Source organism: Mycobacterium attenuatum (assembly GCF_900566085.1).
GTDB classification, from domain to species: Bacteria; Actinomycetota; Actinomycetes; order Mycobacteriales; family Mycobacteriaceae; genus Mycobacterium; species Mycobacterium attenuatum.
The window spans coordinates 1-18640 of the sequence record NZ_UPHT01000052.1; the positions used below are offsets into that span (position 1 = coordinate 1).

The window sequence follows — 18640 nt, forward strand, 5'->3', positions numbered from 1 at the left end:
AAGTCCACCACGTCCAAGGCTGGAAGGCCACCGGCCGCACCGACATCGACGAGCTGACCCTGGCCTGCGGAGTCGACAACCGACTCGTCGAAAAAGGCTGGACCACCCGCAAAAACACCCACGGCGACACCGAATGGCTACCCCCAGCCCACCTAGATCGCGGACAACCCCGGACCAACCCGTATCACCACCCCGAAAGATTCCCACACGACGACGACGAACCCGTTTGACGCTGCCCCGGTTCTTTCTGGGTACACGCGACCACTGCCGCCGTCAACGCCGAAGCCCTCAGCCGATTTTGGGATCGGCATCGACGAGATCGTTGCTCGCGTGTGCCGCGTGTTGTGCGTGGCCGAAAATGGCCAACGCAACGCCATGACGACGTTGTTTGCGCGCCGGAGGTTGCTACCGGCAAAGCCGATCGTATCCCGCAACACCAGCCCGAACCGGAATCGGTCCTCCTGGAACCGTTCCACCTACTGCCCGCCGCGGCTTCCAGAGCCTCGCCGTAGGCAGCTTGAACGGGCATTTGGTCCATGCCGCTTGTGATGTGGCGTGTTCAGGCCCGAGTCATCGCATAGTAGGCGCCGCGCTGCGCCAGCAATTCGGCGTGACTTCCTCGCTCGATGATCCGCCCGGCCTGCATCACCAGAATCATGTCGGCAGCACGGACTGTCGAAAGACGGTGAGCGATAATGAAATTCGTGCGGCCCCGGCGGAGCTGGCTCATCGCCTGTCGGATCAGCACCTCAGTGTGGGTGTCCACCGAACTGGTAGCTTCGTCGAGGATCAGCAATTGCGGGCGGGCCAGAAATGCCCGGGCAACGGTGATCAGTTGCTTTTCACCGACACTGAGATCACCGCCCTCATCGCTGATCCGCGTGTCGTAGCCATCGGGCAGCGTGTCGACAAAGCGGTCGACACAGGCCGCTTTCGCGGCCGCGATGATTTCGTCCCGGCTGGCATTCGGACGCCCGTAGCCGATGTTGTCGGCGATCGTCCCCTCGAACAGCCAGGCATCTTGCAGCACCATCGCGATCCGGGAACGCAGCGACTGCCGGCTCACGGTCGCGATGTCCACGCCGTCGATCAGAATCCGGCCCGAATCAACCTCGTAGAACCGCATCAGCAGGTTCACCAGCGTGGTCTTACCCGATCCGTTACGGCCGACGATTGCGACCGTGGTACCCGGTTCGGCGACCAGCGAGACATCCTTGATCACTGGGATGCCCGGTCGGTAGCTGAAATTCACGTGCTGGAACTCCACCCGCCCGGGCGGTCCGGGCTCGACGGCCGACGGCAGCGCCAACGCGGGGTCAGGCTCCTGCTCAGCGGCGTCCAGCAAGTCGAAGACCCGCTCGGCGCTGGCCACCCCCGACTGGGCGACGTAATACATCGACGCGATCTGGATGACCGGCTGGTTGAACTGGCGCACATACTGAATGAACGCCTGCACACTGCCTAGCGTGATGTGTCCCGAGGCCACCTGCATACCGCCGAGCACGGCCACTGCAACGTAATTGAGGTTCGCGATGAACTCGGCGGCCGGCGAGATCAGTCCGGACAGGAACTCGGCGCCGAAACTGGCGCGGTAGACCCGGGAATTGAGGTTCCGGAACCGCTCCAGAGCCCGCGCGCGCTGCCCGAAAGTCTTGACCAACGGTAGCCCGCTGTAGGTCTCCTCGACATGGGCGTTGAGCCGCCCGATAACCGCCCACTGCTCGACGAACAGCCGCCGTGCGCGCGGCGCGATCACTCGCGTGACCAATATGGACAGCGGCACGGTGAGAACCGTAATCATGGTCAGCAGCAACGAGATCGACAGCATCATCGACAACACCGCCACCACCGTGAGCACTGCGGTCAGCAACGGGCTGATTGTCATCCACAGCGATGTCTCGATGTTGTCGATGTCGTTGGTGACCCGGCTGAGCAGCTCGCCGCGCTGATGCCCGTCGAAATAGGACAGCTGTAGCCGGTGCAGCTTGTCTTCCACGTCGGCACGCAAGGTCAAGATTGTGCGCTGCACGATGACGTTGAGCAGGCGCCCCTTGGCCCACAGTAGCAGCGCCGACGCCAGATAGATTCCTGACGCGACCAGCAGCGTTCGCGCCACCGCGCCGAAGTCGATGCCCTGGCCGGGGACTACATTCATGCCCGATACCAGGTCGGCCATGCCATTGTCGCCGCGTGCCCGCAGAGCTGCGATCGCCTGGTCTTTGGTGAGGCCGGGCGGAAGCTGTTTGCCTATTACACCGTTGAACAGCAGGTCGGTGGCGTGGCCGAGAACGCGAGGGCCGATCACTGCCAAAGCGATCCCGCCGACAGAGGCCGCAAGCACCGCTGCGATCAGCCTGGTGTGCGGCGTAAGGCGGTGCGCGAGCCGCATCGCCGAACCCGCGAAACTCTGGGGCTTTTCGCCGAAGTCGTCTAGCTGCTCTTGGGCGGGCGCCGATGTCGACGTCATTGCCGTCGCACCACATCGGAGGCCAGCGACTGCAGTTCGCAAAGCTCGGCATAGGCGGGGCAGTTCGTCAGAAGCCAATCATGAGTGCCGGCGCCCACCACTTCGCCGTCATCGAGTACCACGATCCGGTCGACCATCGCGACTGTCGAAATACGCTGGGCTACAATGATAATCGTTGAATCTGGAGCCGCCTCACGTAATGCGGTGCGCACCTGGGCGTCGGTCTGCACGTCAAGGGCCGAGAACGCGTCGTCGAACAGATAGACGGCGGGGCGGTTGATCACCGCGCGCGCGATCGCCAACATCTGCCGCTGCCCACCCGACAGGTTGATGCCGCCCTGGGCCAGTTGCATCTGTAAGCCGTCGGCATGCTCACGAACGAAGTCGTCGGCGGCGGCGACCCGCAACGCCTCCCACATCTCGGCCTCACTGGCGCCCGGGCGGCCGAAGCGCAGGTTGTCGGCCACGGTGCCGGAGAACAGGTAACCGCGTTGGGGCACCAGCCCGATCGCCGACCAAAGCTGCTCGGTGTCGTAGTCGCGAACGTCGATCCCGTCCACCAGCACCGCGCCGGCAGTCACGTCATAGAACCGGCAGATCAGCGACACCAGCGTGGACTTACCCGAACCGCTCCGGCCGATGATCGCTGTCACCGAGCCCGGCGATGCGGTCAACGAAACATTTTGCAGCGCAGGACGATCAGAGCCCGGATAGCGAAACGTCACACCGTGCAGCCGCACGGTCCCTTCGATGCCGTATGCCGGCCGCTTCCGGTCTGCCGGGCTGGTGATTGCCGGAGTTGTCGACAGCACTTCACCGAGACGCCCGGCGCACACCGACGCACGAGGCAACAGCTCGAGAAATTCCATCGCCATCAGCACCGACATCGCGATGAGCAAGAAGTAGGACAGGAATGCGATCAGCGAACCGACTTGCATTTGTCCGGCTTCGATGCGCAAGCCGCCGAACCACGTCAAGGCGACGCTGGACAGGTTGATCACCAGCATTGTCACCGGCGCCATCAGCACCTGCCACCGGCCGACCGTCAGCGCGGTCACGAAGACGTCGCGGTTCGCTTTGGTGAACCGCCGTTGCTCGACATGTTCCCGGGCGAAGGCCCGGATGACCCTGATACCTGAAAGTTGTTCTCGCATAACACGATTGATGTTGTCGATCAAGCTTTGCAGCCGGTGGAACAGCGGCAGCATCCGGGAGACGATCAGATAGCTTGCCACGGTCAGCACCGGAATACTGACCACCAACAGCCATGACAGGCCCACATCCTGGTGAATCGACATCAGCACGCCGCCGACGCACATGATCGGCGCGGTGATCAGCACGGTGCTCGTCATTTGCACCACCACCTCGATCTGCCGTACGTCGTTGGTTGTGCGGGTCAGTAGTGAGGGTGTTCCGAAACGTGCGGTGTCTGGTTCCGAGAGCCCGGTGACGTGATCGAACATCGCCGACCGCAGGTCCCGGCCGAAACCGATACTGGCGCGCGACCCCGCGTAGAGCGCCCCCAGCGCGCACAGTACCTGCAGCCCGGTCACCAACAGCATCAGCCCGCCGAGCCGGATGATCGTGTGGGTATCGCCCTTGGCGACACCGTCGTCGATGATCGACGCATTGACCGTCGGCAGATACAGCGACGCAAGGGTACTGATCAGCTGGAGTCCGGCAACGATCGCGATCAGCCATCGATACGGCCAGGCATAGCGCCGTAGTAGTCCCGCCAGCATCCGGTTACTGTCGCACAATCATGTGCTGGGGCGTAGGGGACTTGTGCCCTTGGAAGCGGGGCCGCGGGCGACCAATCGGGTTGTGCGGCACCACCATGGAGCGCCGGCCCCGGCATACCCGCATGATGCGCCGCGTTGGCCGGTCATGGCTGACAACCCTCAACCGGACCGGTTGACGGATGGGGTCACCCCGACGACAGGCCGCCGAAAACCGAGCCGCTCGGCTGGGACCAGGCCGGTCAGGAAGGTGGAGCGCCGAAGAATCTCGGCGATCCCGACGAGCTCTTCGTCCGCCTTGGCCCCACTTGCGTTGCCCGCCAACGACGATCGGATCTGGTCCATGGTCCAGCCCTCGATCAGTTTGGCCAGCACGTCGCACAGCAGCGTCGGCTGCGGCGGGTCGGCCACTTCCCGCAACGGCCCCTTGGCCAGGAGCTCGGTGATCGCCGACGCCAGGCTCGTGGCTGGATCGGAGAAACGCTTGCGGGCGAAGAGCTCGACTGCGGTGGCGGCGTCGATGTGGGTCATGATGATCGCCAGCGCCAACCGCTGGGCCGGATCCTGAGTGCGATTTCGCAGGGACATCAGCAGGCTTTCGCGACGTCGTTCGTCGACGACGGCCTGGATCCAGGGGGCGCTCGCGGCGGGCGTCGGGATCGCTGCCTGATCGCTCGTCAACCAGCGGCGGAACGGGCCGGTCGTGATTGCCGCCGAGAGGAGCTCGAGCTCCGCAAAGGCGTCGGCGTCAGTCACCGATGCGTCGACAAGCCTGCCGAGGTGCTCCGGATAGCAGGACGCGATCAGCTTGATCAGCTGGCATTTCTTGACCAGTGCCTGGTCGACGTATTCGGGATTGATGGCCACACCTGACACCAGGTAGTTGTATTGACGGTGATGACGAGGGTCGTCGCAGGTGCGGATCACCACGGTCGCCGACGGTGTGTCCAGATGGACCAGGGAGTGGGCACCGGCCGGTCCCGGCAATATCGGCCTTATGTCGCCGATTTCGAGCAGCTCGGTCGAGTTGCGTCGGACCGTGCCGAGCTTGAGGCTGGAATTGATCGACATGCTCGGCTCGAATGTCCACCTCGAATGGACGCTGGAGCCATCGAGAACGCCGAATGCGCCTTGGAATCCGTGCTCGTGGATGGACACGGTGGCAGACAGCCAGAACAGTACCGACACGTGGAAGCGCTCGGTGCGGTACAGGGTCAGCGGCGGCTGCCCGAACGTCGCCGCGAGGTCGTGCTGCGGGGGCAGACAGCGCGACGTCATGGCCCAGTTGAGTACGTCTTCGGACTCAATCGATCCCGCGATGCCACAGGAGGCGAGCATCTCGACCGCGATCGCGCTGAAGGCATCCTGGTCGTAGTTCAGACTGCGCCATGTTGTTTCGATGCCGTCGCCGAGCTTGGCGAAGGCGGCCTCAACAGATACGGATTTCATCGCGAGCATCACCCGCCCAATGGTTGTTCTCGAGCAGTCCTCAGCGCAGCTTTCGCCGCCTCGAGGTCGGGCTTGAGCCGCAGTGCGCTTTCGAAGGCGCTGATCGCAGCGGTTGAGTTGCCCAGGTCTTGCTGGGTCTGGCCTAAGTCCAGATAAAACTCCGGGTCCTTCGGGTAAATCTCGATGGCTTGGGCGATCAACTTCAGCGCGCGCTCTGGCTGCCCGGATTGACGTGCAATGACACCAAGCAGGTGTAGGGCATCACACTGACCGGGTGTAATACGCAGGGCTTGTTCGCAGTTGGCTCGAGCGTCAGCCCAACAGCCCTGCTGGTGCGCAGCCTGGGCATGCCGGACGAGGGCAAGGGTGCGGATTTCCGCTACCTTCGTGTCGAAACCCAGCGTGGGCCGTTTGTCGAAGGCCCACTGCGCGTGTTCGCCGTTCTTGTCGACGTAATGCAGGAAGATCTGTATCTGCTGATTGCCGGTGTAGACAGGGCGCCAGTGCACCACGTCGATGCCTTGATAACAGACCAAGTCGCCCGGATTCAAGACCAATGCGGTGCCGGCCATGTAAAGAGGCCACGGCTCAGGGTCAACGTCAACGCACAGCGACGCGCTGTATTGGCAGCTCGCACCGTCGGTGTGCTTGTCGAGCATGGCGCCGTTCCAATAGATCCGGCAATAGCTGTAGGTGGGCACCAGCTCCTTGCCGCTGATCAGCTCTACCACGGGCGCGACCATGAGCAGCAGCGCCTCGCATACCGGGTGGCTGTAACGAGCCCAGCTGGCGGGGCACTGAGGGTCCCCGAAGTGCTGGGTGTCGGACGGAGACACGCCGTTCATGGCGTAGTCAGCATCTTTCGTTATGACCAGGGAATCTTTGATGAGCCGGAGCATCTGTGGGTTCACCGCATCTCGAACGACTTCGTAGCGTTCCTTGTGCTGAAGCGCGGCCGAACGGCTGCGTGAATGAGACGTCACCCGACCGGTTCTCGCGTGTCCCTGAACTGCAGCACGAAGCCGGATGGCAGCGACCTGCCGCTGACCTCACGGATCGCTGCGGCGGGATCAGCCAGGCATAGCTGGCGGAATTTCCAATCGGTTTGAGCGCGCTTGAATACCTGTCGAACCGCGGACCGTAGTTCGTCCTCGGTCAGGATCGGGGGATCGTCCATTCGTCCTCCTCTGGTCTGGATTGCTCCGGTCGTGCTTGGCCGATGATCACGCCAGCAGCAGAACCGCGGGCAAATCGTCGGGATAGGCAACGCGCAGCAGCTCATAACCCACGCCGGCTGCGCCCATGAACAGGTTCGGACTTCGAAAGCCATGGCGGAAAGTGATCGCGAAATCTCCAATGCGCCCAGCCCGTGCTACCACGCGCGAGCTGATCCGCTGCGCTTCGCGGGTCAACGATGGATCGCCGAGCACCTGGCCGGCCGTCAGGAACGTCTCCACCAAACCCATGTTGCCGCAACAGATATGATCGCGGGGCAACAGACCGCACTCGCGGGTGGTTGTCAACGCGGCCGCGATGTCGCGACGGATGTCGGCGGAATCGAGCACGGGCAGGCCACCCAGTCGTGCCAAGCCGATACCGGGGGCGCCGTGGCACCAGAAGACGCCAAACCCGGTCTGTTCCAGTGTTTTTCCCGCGTAGCGAACTTCCCGGTGGTCGGGCCAGTTGCCTTTCTCGAGAGAAAACTGCGAATCTTCGAACCACACCGCTTCCTTGGCCGCGTCCAGGAAGTCCGGCTCGTTGGTCGCGCGGAACAGCGCAGCCAGGGCGTAGGCGATGCCCGCCGCTCCGTGCGACATACCGGTCAGGTATTTGCCGGCAAGGGTGGGCCACGTCCGGTGTCCGGAGGCCGTCAGGCTGCGTGACTTCACCAAGTGCCGGCCCCACGCGTCGGCGATAGCAAGCAATTCGGGATCGCTGCAGGCTCGCCAGCACGCGAGCAGACACAGGATCGCTCCGGCGCCGCCCCCGAGGACATCGAATGCCTTGTCTCCGTTCACCAGATCCGGGCCGATCCGGCGGGCCGCTCCGACTGCTTCTTCGATCAGCCCGGCATCGTCTAGCAGGACGCCGACGCGCGCCAGGGCGTATGCCACCGAGGGAAATCCCAGCAGCCCGCCCACCCCGAGCGAGGCGATGCCGCGGTCGTCGGCCTTGACCAGCCAGCGGCGCACGATCGCCAAGGCGGCCCGCGCCGACTCGCCGAATCCGAGACCCGGGGCCACTTTTTCGAGCGCGGCGAAGAACAGCGCTACCCCGGACCGGCCGTTGTAAAGGTCCAATTCCATTGCCCGCAAGGCGAATTCGTCACCCTGAGGTAGGCTCTTGAGAACCAGCCATCCCGGCTCGCCATTGGCTTGGCGAATTGCGGCGCGTTCAAGACCGTGTCCCAGCGCGACCGCCTGGTCCACCAATTGCGCCCGATCCAACGGCTCCATCTGCTCGTCGTCGTACTCGGCGGGCGGCGCATACCAGATGAAACTCTTGGCGTCGCGGGCATCCATCGAGCCCCTGATCAGTTTGACCTGCCAGCAGAGGTCGTCCTCGCCGAAGCGCAGGAGATTCTGCTGCGACTGGTTCACTGCGGAGTCGGTGAAGCAGGCCCTGGCTGTTTCGCCAGACGACAGGACCAGCGAATCACTGTCCCCCCGCGCGGTGAACTTGGGTACATCAGTTCGCCAGAATGCCGTCACCTCCTCGCCGACGAGCGGCCACAGCTCTGGCCGCCGCTTGTCACGCAGGAACGGCCGCGACAGCACCTCCAACTGGATGTCGAAGTCGATGCCTTCACGCAAGCAGTCGGGGTGGCAGGCGCTGTTGAGAACCGACACGTAATGCATGGTGCTGCGCAGGATGAAGCGAGCCGGGTAGCTGAAGACCTCACGGAATGGGCTGTCGGTGGCCAGCAATTCTTCCCGGTGGCTTGTCAACAGCTCATAGACCGCCTGAAATCCGTCGACAATGTCCTCGACGTTGCTGTCCGGGGAGAGGTATTGCTCTTCGAAACGCGGCAGGTTGTCCCCCTGCTTGGGTTTGACCTTTCCGTAGCGATATGCCAGTCCGTCGGTGTTGATGTGCTGCCAGGTCAAGACTTCATATTCGCCTTCTTCGTCCGCCGATCGCGCGATCGCAGAAATGTCGTAGTGGCGGTGTTGACCCTTGACCGGATTCGGAAGGAAGTGGGTGGCCAATACGGATCGCCCCAGCCGTCGGGCGACTTCATCGGTGAGCTCAGAATCGTCGGTGGCCATCGGATGGCTATAGATGGTCTCGAGGTCCACCGGCACCGGATACTCTGCGCAGGCGATCAGGTTTTCGAAGTGAAAATCGGTGCCGTTGAAAGCATAGAGCAGGCATAAGAGCGCACCTGACCTGCGGTAGAAGCGCCCGACCTGCTCGTCGGAGTCGCAAGGGCGGTTGTCGACGAATTCCACCCACCCGTACCCGTCGCGCTCGAGGATCTTCAGCACGGGAAACGTGGGATCCGCACCGAGAGTGTTCAGCCAGGTGGTGAAGCGAAAATACGCCGCTTCCAGCGCCAGATCCTTCGGTTTGTAGATCAGCATTTCCCCGGTGGCGAACTCAATAGCAACCACTGACTTGCCGCCGAAGTGGGGATCTGACAAATCCATCTTGATGGCCGCAAGGTCACTCGGATTGGCGATACCGAAGATCCGACCGATGTCTGCGCCGTCGCTGCGCAGCCGGGCCAGTAACTCGGCGCTATTGGCCACCCACTGCAGCACGGCGACCGACAGCAGCCGCGCCATCACGCAATACTCTGCGAACAGGGGCCGCCAGCCGGTGCTCCGGATATCGGCGACAAACTCCAGATACGCCGTCCGTGATTCGTGTGCCCGTGCGGGGTCCGGACATGGCAGCCCGTCGAGTTGACGGCACGCCAGAAAGGTGCGGAACTCCAACTCCAGCACCCGCGACGAAATTCGCGAGAGGGCTTGCAGCAGAGAATGTTCCATGCTGCCGCGAACCTGGACCGGCAGGCTGTGGTAGCCGAGGGCGGCTTCTGCCAACCGATTTTCAGCGACGGCGACAAACGGCAACAGCAGTTCCTCGAATGGCACCGGCGCATCCGGTTGCAGAAATGGCAACTCGAAGACGGGTGCGTTCCCACCGTCAGGGTCGGCGCGCAACACCTCGTTCACCACCTCGGTCCATGCCGGCACGGCGAAGACTTCCGGCCTCGCTATGTCGGTGAGGAATACCCGTACGCTTGCCTGGTCGAGTGAGTCGAAGGACAGCCGGTGGCGGAACTGGTCCGCGTCGCCGTCGGCGACGATCTCGCACCACTTCTTGAGCCTTGCCGCGCCCTTGCGCGAAACGCCGGCCACCGCCGAGTCGAACGCAGCTGGATGTGCGATCCGCTCACGCAGGGAACTTGCTCGAGAGACCAATTCGAGTAGCTCTGCACGGCTCATTTCGACCGCGGGCTTGGCTTCCGGCCCTGTCACTCGCACGCGTTAATCACCCCCGGCGGCAGCGGTTTCGAGCCTTCAGGGCTAACCCGTTCCAACAACCAGCCCGCGTAACCGTTCAGGATGCCTGGACGCCATCACCCTGGTCTTGCCTGGTGCCGCCACGCCTAAAAGCGCGACTTTGAAAACGTACAGGGAAATTGACTGCAGCAATTGTAGATAATTGAGCTTTGGAAGTTGCTATCAGCGCGTTCGTCATCGCCGGGCTCTTCTTGAAGTTTCTCCACCTGCAGGAAAGGTGGTAATTCCAGAATCAGCTCGTTGCCGGTCACGTTAGCTCCCTCCAACTCCCGTTTCTTGAGCCGCGCAGTACAGGATGCGAATCGCGCCGTGTTCAGGTGCAATTCGGCTCGGAACGGTGTTCCTTTCGCTAACGATAGCCGCGCGCAAACCGGTGCGGTAGGGCCGAAGGTCCCCCGGGCGTAACGAAGGCGCGTTACGCACCGGACATATCTGCGGTTTCTGGCGTGCCCACCCAGGTGTCGACCGGTATCAGAGGCGAAAGGCCCTGTTGCCACATCGTCGCAGCGGCGAGACTCGACGCATCGCAGACCTGACAGGCAAGTTGGGCAACCGGCGACCCGCGCCGAATTGTTTTGGCCTGAAACGATTGGCTCGAAGAACTCGAAGAACTCGAAGAACTCGAAGAACTCGAAGGACTCGAAGAAGGAGAGATGGTCCGGTGGCAGCCCCGATGACCGGCGCTTAGCTCGTGGACGGCAGGTCCGAACATCTCGTCGCCGCGTTTTCGCGCCGGTCCATGGCCGGTCCATGGCCGGTCAGGTGTTGTTCATGAGACTGGTCGCAGGTGCGGCCGCAGCCCTCGTGGTCGCACTGTCATGCACGATTCCCGCCGCGGCCGACATCTACCGCGAGGTGGGTTGCATCCCCGCGTCGGCCAGCTGCACCGAGTCTGCCCAGGCGCGTCGGCTGGACACCGTCCCGTTGGACGAGCCCGCCGTCCCCAACGTGGTGGGCACAACGTGGCGTTTTGTCGAGGTTTTGGGGGCGGCCACGCCGCCGACGATCGCGGCAACATTGGAGCTTTGGTCAGACGGCGAGGCGGTCGGGTTCTCGGGCTGCAACCACTTTTCCGGGCGGTACACATCGGATGGTGCCATCCTGACCTTTTCAGACCTGTCGTACACCAAGATGCTCTGCGCTACGGGCGTCATGAAGGTGGAGATCGGCGTGCAGGCCGCGCTGGACCGCACACGTAGCGTGTCCGGGCGACCAGCTGAGCTCTACCTGCTGGCCTCCGATGGCACCACGCTTGCGCGTTTAATGGCCCAGTGAAGGGTCGGTCGCTTCTCAGGCCTTCCAGGGATTGAGGTCCGGAGAGCCAATGACCACCATGGCGCGCACCGCACGATTGGTGGGGTGTGATGGTGGTGAGCTGCTGCGCCCCGCTACGCGGGGCTGGCACTCACCACTGGGTGTGATGGTGGTGAGCTGCTGCGCCCCGCTACGCGGGGCTGGCACTCACCACTGGGTGTGATGGTGGTGAGCTGCTGCGCCCCGCTACGCGGGGCTGGCACTCACCACTAGGCTGGCGGGCGTGTTTGAATCGCTGTCCGACCGGTTGACCAATGCCCTGCAGGGGCTACGCGGCAAGGGCCGCCTGACCGACGCCGATATCGATGCCACGACGCGCGAAATCCGGTTGGCGCTGCTGGAAGCCGACGTTTCGCTGCCCGTCGTCCGGGCGTTCGTCCACCGGATCAAAGAACGCGCCCGCGGCGCCGAGGTGTCCGGGGCACTCAATCCGGCGCAGCAGGTCGTCAAAATCGTCAACGAGGAACTCATCGGCATCCTCGGAGGCCAGACCCGCGAACTGGTGTTCGCCAAGACCCCACCCACCGTCATCATGCTCGCCGGACTGCAGGGTTCCGGTAAGACGACGCTGGCCGGCAAGCTTGCCGCACGCCTCAAAGGTCAGGGCCACACGCCGCTGCTGGTGGCGTGTGACCTGCAGCGTCCGGCAGCGGTGAACCAGCTTCAGGTCGTCGGTCAACGAGCCGGGGTGGCGGTGTTTGCTCCACACCCGGGCGCCTCGCCCGAGTCGGGCCCCGGTGACCCTGTGGCCGTCGCCGCAGCCGGGCTGGCCGAAGCCCAGGCCAAACACTTCGACGTGGTCATCGTCGACACTGCCGGGCGGCTCGGCATCGACGAGGAGCTGATGGCCCAGGCCGCAGCCATCCGGGACGCCGTCAACCCCGATGAGGTGCTGTTCGTCCTGGACGCGATGATCGGTCAGGACGCGGTGGCCACCGCCCGGGCGTTCGGCGAGGGTGTCGGTTTCACCGGTGTGGTGTTGACCAAGCTCGACGGCGATGCCCGCGGCGGCGCGGCGTTGTCGGTCCGCGAAGTGACCGGTGTGCCAATCCTTTTCGCCTCCACCGGCGAGAAGCTGGAGGACTTCGACGTCTTCCACCCGGACCGGATGGCCAGCCGCATCCTCGGCATGGGCGACGTCCTGAGCCTGATCGAACAGGCCGAGCAGGTCTTCGACGCCCAGCGGGCCGAGCAAGCCGCGGCCAAGATCGGCGCCGGCGAGCTGACCCTGGAGGATTTCCTCGAGCAGATGCTGGCTGTGCGCAAAATGGGTCCCATTGGCAATCTGCTGGGAATGCTGCCGGGCGCGGGGCAGATGAAGGAAGCGTTGGCCGAGATCGACGACAGGCAGCTCGACCGGGTACAGGCCATCATCCGCGGGATGACGCCCGAAGAGCGGGCCGACCCCAAGATCATCAATGCGTCGCGGCGGCTGCGCATCGCCAACGGCTCGGGCGTGACGGTCTCCGAGGTCAACCAGCTGGTCGACCGCTTCTTCGAAGCCCGCAAGATGATGTCGTCGATGCTCGGCGGCATGGGCATTCCCGGCATCGGTCGCAAGTCCGCGACCCGAAAGAGCAACGCCGCCCGGGGAAAGGCCGGAAAGAAGGGCAAGAAGGGCGCTCGCGGTCCGACGCCGCCTAAGGTCAAGAGCCCATTCGGCATGCCGGGGATGCCAGGCCTGCCTCCGGGATTCCCCGATCTGTCCCAGATGCCCGAAGGGCTCGACGAGCTGCCGCCGGGGCTGGCCGACTTCGACCTTTCCAAGCTCAAGTTCCCGGGCAACCCCGGCAAGAAGTAGCCACGCGGTGCCCCTGCGCGTGCGCGGCCGGACGCTGCCCGACGAGGCCGCGATCGAATTGTGGATCATCGACGGCCGCATCAGCACCGAGCGCGTTGCCGGGGCCGACACCGTCTTTGACGGCGGCTGGATCATGCCGGGGCTGGTGGACGCGCACTGCCATGTCGGGCTCGGGCAACACGGCGCCATCACGCTCGACGAGGCGACAGCTCAGGCCGAGACCGAACGTGACGTGGGCGCACTGCTGCTGCGCGATTGCGGGTCACCAACCGATACCCGCAGTCTTGACGACCACCACGACCTGCCGCGCATCATCCGCGCCGGCAGGCACCTGGCCAGGCCCAAACGCTACATTCCCGGTTTCGCTGTCGAACTCGATGACGAATCGCAGTTGCCGGCCGCGGTGGCCGAACAGGCGCTTCGCGGCGACGGCTGGGTCAAATTGGTCGGCGACTGGATCGACCGCAGCGTCGGCGACCTCGCCCCGCTGTGGTCCGACGACGTGCTCAAGGCCGCCATCGATGCCGCCCACGCGCACGGGGCACGGGTTACCGCACACGTCTTCGGCGAGGATGCCCTGCCCGGTCTGATCAACGCCGGCATCGACTGCATCGAGCACGGCACCGGGCTGACCGACGACAGCATCGCGCTGATGCTCGAACACCGAACCGCATTGGTGCCCACCCTGATCAACGTCGAAAACTTTCCCGGCATCGCCGATTCGGCGGTTCGTTACCCGACCTACGCCGCGCACATGCGCGACCTGTACACCCGCACTTATCCGCGGATCGCCGCAGCTCGGGAGGCGGGAATTCCGTTGTATGCCGGTAGCGATGCCGGCAGCACGATCGAACACGGACGCATCGCCGACGAGGTGGAGGCCCTCAAGAAGATCGGAATGAGTCCGACTGACGCGCTGGGCGCGGCATGCTGGGATGCCCGACGCTGGTTGGGCCGGCCCGGCCTGGACCCTGGCGCGTCGGCTGACCTGTTGTGCTACGCCGACGACCCGCGACGGGGACCGGGCGTGCTGAGCGAGCCCGAGTTGATAATCCTGCGCGGCAAGATGTTTCGGGCCAAGTGTTAACCGGCTGTTAGCCCGGCGCTTGCCCGGCGTGCGGCGGCGGCGGCGGTTACCATCGCGGAATGGCATTGGCCAGCGGCGCGACGTTTGCCGCCTACACGATCGTGCGACTGCTGGGATCGGGCCGGACGGGCGAGGTCTATCTCGTCGAGAACCCGCGCTCGACGCAGTGGGCGGCGCTGAAAGTTCTCTCGCCGGCACTGTCGGCAGACCCCGGGTTTCGCCGGCAATTCCACCGGGAGACCGCGATGGCGGCGAGCCTCTATCATCCCAACATCGTCGAGGTTCATGAGCGCGGCGAGTTCGAAGGCCGACTGTGGATCGCGATGGACTACATCGACGGGATCAGCGCCGCGCAGCTGATGCGCGAGCGGTTTCCAGCGGTCTTACCGGTCGGCGAGGTACTCGCCATCATCAGTGCCACGGCCGCCGCTCTGGACTACGCCCATCAGCGTGGACTGGTGCATGGTGACGTTCGGCCCGCCAACATCCTGATGACCAATCCGGCCCGGGGTGAAACACGGATTCTGTTGGGCGACTTCGGGGTAACGCTGACTACGCCGGAACAGGCGGCCGGGGTTGACGGGCGCGCGGACCAGCACGCTCTGGCGGCCACTGCTTTTCACTTGTTCACCGGCGCGCCGTCGGGCGGCGTGGCGGCCAAACTCAGCGACCTGCGCCCAGACCTCGCACGACTCGATGCGGCCTTGTCCAGAGCGCTCGGCGCCGACCCCGCGGGCCGTTTCGGCAGCTGCCGGGAGTTTGCCGACAACCTCACCGAGCGCGCCGGTATCGTGCCGGCCGATCATGCCCGCGAGCCCACTCAGGCAGCGACGGCCGCCGTCGCCGCCGAACCCGCCTATGTCGTGGACTACCCGGTCTATGACTGGCCACAGAGCCCACCAGCGCCACCGACCATGGCGCCGCCCCCCCGACCGGTGACTCCGCAACCTCGCGGCAGCCTGCTGCAATCGGCGGCTGCGGCGCTGGCGCGGCGCCTCGACGCGTTTTCCCAATCGACGCAGGGACCGAGAAATCGCAGATCGCGCCGGATCGTGCTCGGCGCGGCCGCCGCGGTCCTCATGGTTGGCCTGCTCGCCGTCGGCATTGCGATCGGTCGCCGGACGACCGGCGACCACCCTGCGGCTGTCGGCCCGCGGACCAGTCCGGCCACCGCGACCAGCGCCCCGCCGACCAGTGACCCCGCCGCCTCGCCGGCCCCTCTCGACGGCACCTATCAAATCGAGGTGCAACGCTCCAAGCAGACCTACGACTTCACCCCGAGCCCGCAGCCTCCGGACGTCAACACCTGGTGGGCGGTCCGGTCTTCGTGCACACCGACGCGCTGTCTGGCCGCAGCCACCATGCTCGACGACAACGACCACACGCGGGCAAAGTCGGGTGTTCGCCCATTGGTGCTGGAATTCGGCCAGGGCCAGTGGAAGTCTCGACCCGAGGCGGTGCAGTTCGCGTGCATCGGTCCCAACGGTGCGGCTAGCACCCAGGCCACCACCCAAGTGCTGTCGTTGCGCCCGCAGCTGGTGGGGGATCTGGTCGGCGAAATGGTGGTCACGGTGCACAGCAACGAATGCGGCCAGCAAGGAGCCGTCATCCGCATCCCGGCAGTGGCCAGCCGCAGCGGTGAGATACCGCCCGCGGTCAATGTGCCGGATCCCGTGACCATTCCCGAAACCCCATCGACAACACCGACGACACCGGCAACGCCGACCACGCGGGCTTCTGTGCCCGGTCGCTGAAACAACGCATCGATCATGCGTCGGGATCGCCGCGCGCCGAGAAAAGATTGCGAGTAATCACTATCTATGTTAGGTTTTGGGGCAACTCGACGACCCGGAGGAACTGTGAGCTACGACGTAATCATTCGCGAGGGACTGTGGTTCGACGGCACCGGTGCCGCGCCGCAGACGCGGACCCTAGGCATTCGCGACGGGGTAGTGGTCGCGGTGTCCCCGAAGCCGCTCGATGAGACCGGCTGTCCGGAGGTGATCGACGCAGCGGGGAAGTGGGTGCTCCCCGGCTTCCTCGACGTGCACACCCACTACGACGCCGAGGTGCTGCTCGATCCCGGACTGCGCGAATCGGTGCGCCACGGCGTCACCACCGTGCTCCTGGGCAATTGTTCGCTGTCGACGGTCTACGCCAACTCCGAGGACGCCGCCGACCTTTTCAGCCGCGTCGAGGCGGTGCCGCGTGAGTTCGTACACCGCGCGCTGGACACCAACCGGACGTGGTCAACACCGGCCGAATACATCAAGGCCATCGACAGCCTGCCGCTCGGTCCGAATGTAGGTTCGCTGCTTGGTCATTCGGATCTGCGTGCGGCGGTGTTAGGGCTCGACCGGGCCACCGATGCGGCAGTGCGGCCCAGCCAGGCCGAACTGGAGACGATGGCGACGTTGCTCGACGACGCGCTCGAGGCCGGGATGCTGGGGATGTCCGGTATGGATGCCGCGATCGACAAGCTCGACGGCGACCGCTTCCGGTCCCGCGCGCTGCCGTCGACTTTCGCGACCTGGCGCGAGCGGCGCAAGCTCATCTCGGTGCTGCGCAAACGAGGCCGGATTCTGCAGAGCGCGCCCAACCTCGACAGGCCGGCAACCGGATTGCTGTTCTTCTTGGCAAGCAGCCGAATCCTACACCGGCGCAAGGGCATTCGGATGAGCATGCTGGTGTCCGCCGACGCCAAGTCGATGCCGCTGGCCGTGTACACCTTCGGGCTGGGCACCCGTATACTCAACAAACTCCTGGGCTCCAGCGTGCGCTTTCAGCATCTGCCGGTGCCGTTCGAGTTGTATTCCGACGGAATCGACCTGCCTGTCTTCGAAGAGTTCGGTGCCGGCACGGCGGCCCTGCATCTGCGAGAGCAATTGGAACGCAACGACTTACTGGCCGATGAGTCCTACCGCCGGCGGTTCCGGCGGGAATTCGACCGTATCAAGCTGGGTCCCACGTTGTGGCACCGTGACTTCCACGATGCTGTGATCGTCGAATGCCCTGATAAATCGTTGATCGGCAAGAGCTTTGGCGAAATCGCCGACGAGCGTGGGCTGCACCCGCTCGACGCCTTCCTCGACGTGCTCGTCGAAAACGGTGAACGCAACGTGCGCTGGACGACCATCGTCGCCAACCACCGGCCCAAGGAGCTCAACAAGCTCGCCGCCGAACCGAGCGTGCACATGGGCTTCTCCGATGCTGGCGCGCACCTGCGCAACATGGCCTTCTACAACTTCGGTCTGCGACTGCTCAAACGCGTTTGGGATGCCGAGCGGGCCGGAACGCCGTTCATGCCCATCCAGCATGCGGTGCATCGTCTGACGGGCGAACTGGCCGAATGGTTCGGCATCGACGGGGGCACCCTGCGCCAGGGCGACCGCGCCGACTTCGTGGTGATCGACCCCGCGCACCTCGACGAATCGGTGGACGGCTACCACGAGGAAGAGGTCCCCTTCTACGGCGGGCTGCGGCGCATGGTCAACCGCAACGACGCGACGGTGGTCGCCACGGGAGTGGGCGGCGACATCGTGTTCCGGGCAGGCCGATTCCGGGACGGCTACGGGCAGACCGTGCGGTCGGGGCACTACCTGCGCGCCGGCGAACGTCAGGCCGTGAGCGTCGACGCCTGACATGGCCCGCACCCAGCAGCAACGTCGCGAAGAAACGGTCGGCCGTCTTCTGCAGGCCAGCATCGACACCATCATCGAGGTCGGGTATGCCCGAGCGTCGGCTGCGGTGATCACCAAGCGCGCGGGAGTGTCTGTGGGTGCTCTGTTTCGGCACTTCGAGACGATGGGCGACTTCATGGCGGCCACGGCCTACGAGGTGCTGCGGCGTCAGCTGGAAACGTTCACCAAGCGCGTCGCCGAGATACCGGCCGAACAGCCGGCGCTGGAACCGGCGCTGGCGATATTGCGCGACATCACCGGCGGCCCCACCAACGCCGTGATGTACGAGCTCATGATCGCGGCACGCACCGACGACAAGCTCAAGACCACCCTGCAGCACGTCCTCGAGCAGTACAGCGCCAAGATCTACGACGCCGCGCGCGCGATGCCCGGAGCCGAGAACTTCCCGGAGGAGACATTTCCGGCCGCGGTCGCCTTGCTGACCAACGTCTTCGACGGAGCCGCCATCGTCCGGGGGGTGCTGCCGCAACCCGAGATAGAGGAGCAGCGTATTGCGCTGCTGGCCGCGCTGCTGCGGGCAGCGGCCCCGAATGCCGCCTTATAGCAAGCG

At 64.6% G+C, this 18640-nt stretch carries 13 protein-coding genes and 1 pseudogene; 7 read left to right on the top strand and 7 right to left on the bottom strand.

Annotation, left to right across the window (positions count from 1 at the left end):
- A pseudogene (locus EET13_RS09075) lies at nucleotides 1-230 on the top strand (hypothetical protein); the annotation flags it as partial.
- Nucleotides 231-559: 329 nt separating this feature from the next.
- Here EET13_RS09075 and EET13_RS09080 read toward each other — a convergent pair.
- The 7 genes from EET13_RS09080 to EET13_RS30275 form a co-directional block, all read right to left on the bottom strand.
- A complete protein-coding gene (locus EET13_RS09080; protein ID WP_122441977.1) occupies nucleotides 560-2467 on the bottom strand; it encodes an ABC transporter ATP-binding protein in 1908 nt (635 codons plus the stop codon).
- Nucleotides 2464-4209, bottom strand: coding sequence for an ABC transporter ATP-binding protein (locus tag EET13_RS09085; protein WP_122441978.1), 1746 nt, complete (start codon nucleotides 4207-4209; stop codon nucleotides 2464-2466). The genes EET13_RS09080 and EET13_RS09085 overlap by 4 nt, the downstream gene beginning before the upstream one ends.
- 159 nt (nucleotides 4210-4368) lie before the next feature.
- On the bottom strand, nucleotides 4369-5667 hold the full coding sequence (locus EET13_RS09090; protein ID WP_136623137.1) for a cupin domain-containing protein: 1299 nt from the start codon (nucleotides 5665-5667) through the stop codon (nucleotides 4369-4371).
- Entirely contained in the window at nucleotides 5664-6638 is a 975-nt protein-coding gene (locus EET13_RS09095) for a tetratricopeptide repeat protein (RefSeq protein ID WP_122441980.1), read from the bottom strand. The genes EET13_RS09090 and EET13_RS09095 overlap by 4 nt, the downstream gene beginning before the upstream one ends.
- Nucleotides 6635-6832 carry a hypothetical protein gene (locus EET13_RS09100; RefSeq protein WP_122441981.1) on the bottom strand — a complete coding sequence of 66 codons (198 nt, stop codon included), beginning with the start codon at nucleotides 6830-6832 and terminating at the stop codon, nucleotides 6635-6637. The genes EET13_RS09095 and EET13_RS09100 overlap by 4 nt, the downstream gene beginning before the upstream one ends.
- A gap of 46 nt (nucleotides 6833-6878) precedes the next feature.
- Nucleotides 6879-10142, bottom strand: coding sequence for a type 2 lanthipeptide synthetase LanM family protein (locus tag EET13_RS09105; RefSeq protein ID WP_136623138.1), 3264 nt, complete (start codon nucleotides 10140-10142; stop codon nucleotides 6879-6881).
- Nucleotides 10143-10273: 131 nt separating this feature from the next.
- Nucleotides 10274-10438: a hypothetical protein gene (locus tag EET13_RS30275; protein WP_168990728.1), complete on the bottom strand. Its 165-nt coding sequence runs from the start codon at nucleotides 10436-10438 to the stop codon at nucleotides 10274-10276.
- Nucleotides 10439-10937: 499 nt separating this feature from the next.
- Between EET13_RS30275 and EET13_RS09115 the strand changes: the two genes are divergently transcribed.
- The 6 genes from EET13_RS09115 to EET13_RS09140 all read left to right on the top strand — a co-directional run bounded on the left by EET13_RS09115 (nucleotide 10938) and on the right by EET13_RS09140 (nucleotide 18634).
- Complete coding sequence (locus EET13_RS09115; RefSeq protein WP_122441984.1) at nucleotides 10938-11462, top strand: META domain-containing protein; 525 nt, start codon at nucleotides 10938-10940, stop codon at nucleotides 11460-11462.
- Nucleotides 11463-11724: 262 nt separating this feature from the next.
- Entirely contained in the window at nucleotides 11725-13302 is a 1578-nt protein-coding gene (gene ffh, locus EET13_RS09120; protein WP_122441985.1) for a signal recognition particle protein, read from the top strand.
- A gap of 7 nt (nucleotides 13303-13309) precedes the next feature.
- On the top strand, nucleotides 13310-14389 hold the full coding sequence (locus EET13_RS09125) for a metal-dependent hydrolase family protein (protein ID WP_122441986.1): 1080 nt from the start codon (nucleotides 13310-13312) through the stop codon (nucleotides 14387-14389).
- Between the two features lie 59 nt (nucleotides 14390-14448).
- Complete coding sequence (locus EET13_RS09130) at nucleotides 14449-16143, top strand: serine/threonine-protein kinase (protein WP_122441987.1); 1695 nt, start codon at nucleotides 14449-14451, stop codon at nucleotides 16141-16143.
- A 66-nt stretch (nucleotides 16144-16209) separates the two neighbouring features.
- The gene (locus EET13_RS09135; RefSeq protein ID WP_122441988.1) at nucleotides 16210-18030 is read left to right on the top strand and encodes an N-acyl-D-amino-acid deacylase family protein; all 1821 of its coding nucleotides are present in this window, start codon (nucleotides 16210-16212) and stop codon (nucleotides 18028-18030) included.
- 1 nt (nucleotide 18031) lies between these two features.
- On the top strand, nucleotides 18032-18634 hold the full coding sequence (locus EET13_RS09140) for a TetR/AcrR family transcriptional regulator (RefSeq protein WP_122441989.1): 603 nt from the start codon (nucleotides 18032-18034) through the stop codon (nucleotides 18632-18634).
- The last annotated feature ends 6 nt before the right edge of the window (nucleotides 18635-18640 follow it).